Annotated in this window: 1 protein-coding gene; it reads right to left on the bottom strand. The window is 39.8% G+C overall.

Going from position 1 to position 1,875, the window contains the following annotated elements; genetic code table 11:
* Positions 1–346: 346 nt before the first annotated feature.
* Complete coding sequence (locus AC6CHU_RS25820; protein ID WP_498123156.1) at positions 347–1,816, bottom strand: IS110 family RNA-guided transposase; 1,470 nt, start codon at positions 1,814–1,816, stop codon at positions 347–349.
* Between the last annotated feature and the right edge of the window lie 59 nt (positions 1,817–1,875).

The raw sequence follows: 1,875 nt of genomic DNA, 5'->3' as shown, positions 1-1,875 counted from the left end.
TCAGCGTATAATGGCAAATAAGTCAAGGGTCCAATTAAGATAAAAAAGACCGACCTTAAGTAAAACTCTCAATTTCCAATTTTTGAAAAGTTCCACTACCACAGAATTATAATAGAACTCCTCTAGAACGTGAAAGGATCTTGTTTTTCATCCTACAGGGATACCACCTAGCAAGTATAAACTCCACTTTTCACGTATTATTCGTATTTGAAGGACAAGATCCATAACGCTGACCCGCGAGGTCTCTTCGCCTCAGGCACCATACTCCTATGTGATCTAACGTCCTAGAGGAGCTCCATTTTTATTTAAGGTCATACCTCGTTAATCCAAAAATGAATCAAATTACTTAAGCAGATGAAAGGGCATTCGCTAAAACATACCGATCATAAAAGAGTTGGACATTGGCTGCGCGCAGTTTCTTTTTTAATTCGGTTAATAATACATAATTTTCTTGGTTCGTTTGATAGAGGGTTTGGTTTTTAATCATGGAAAAGGCGAGACGAATCATTTTATTCCCTATTGCAATATATGCTTGATTCGGGTGCTTTCCACGCTCTTTTAAGGCTAAATATTTCTCTTTTAATGCTGGATTATTAACAGAAAGTGATCTTCCTACTTGGTAAGTGACATTGCGAAACGTCCGCCTTCCCTGTTTAGAGATCTTGTAGTGCGAAGGCCTCTTTCCTCCAGACTGTTTCACAATAGGGTTGGTTCCTGCCAGCTTAATCAATTGTCCAGCATGATCAAAATCTGATAGATCTCCCATTTCGGCATACAATTCTGCCCCAGTGTTAACTGCAATTCCAGGTACAGTAAGAAGTACAGCACCTTCTGTCTGAATAAACAATTCTTCTATTTTTTTCTCAAGCACCCGAATCTGATCGTCTAATAAATCTAATCGATCCAGTTTTTGATTTAATAGAAATATATCTGCCTCCACCTTATCCTTCGAACGAGATATGGAGTTCGAGGCAAACTCAAGAAGGATTTGAATCGAATGGTCTCGCAGCTTCAGGTTTTCGCAGATAGAAAGGGCACGGAGACCTTCTTTCCCCAGTTTCAGAATATCACTGGGATGTGGGTGGTGCCTCATAAGATAGCGAGCTGCTTTCCCAAAGAGGCTGGAAAAAGGTTTTACATATTCACGTTTTCCGTTTTTCCATATACTTTTCCCCTGCATTTCTCTAAATACATGATCTAAATGGACGCGAATTAGGTTTTGAGTAGCTGTTCGCTCATCAACTAATTCCCTGCGGGAACGTGTTAATTTTTGCAAATTATGAACCGACCCAGAGGGCAGTTCACTAGATGTCCCCCTCCCATGAATAATAGATTGGACAATGGCCATCAAGTCTATATTGTCTGTTTTCGACCAATTTAAAAGAGCTTGTCTTTCCTGTGATGTAGTGGCTGCATTCACCACACGCACATGATAGCCCTCCTGATGACAACGACGGACCAGATCCTCGTAATAATGACCAGTTGTCTCAATGCCCACAACCACTTCTTCTATTTCATGAGCATTCATCACTTCTTCTATCTTTTTCTTAACCAACTCAAAGCCAGAAAGCGATGCATCAAAATCAAACGGTCGAACCAAGATATCTCCATAGAAGGAACTCAACATTGCCTTATGTGTAAACTTAGCTGCGTCTATTGCCACAATTAATAGATGATCAGCTCCTGTTTCCCGAATAAACTTAGCCCATCGACTTCCGTTTTTCCCTTGAATATGATTGAATGGTGTATATACCATCGTTTTCAACTCCTTGTGGTGAGGTTTAGTAATTGGAAGTTCTGTGATAGGTACTTCCATTTTACATTGAAAACGGTGGTCTTTTTTATAATTTTGATCTATTTACTACACTAGGCACC

This window comes from Cytobacillus sp. GQ23 (genome assembly GCF_059758675.1).
This window is presented reverse-complemented; position numbering and strand designations above follow the sequence as displayed.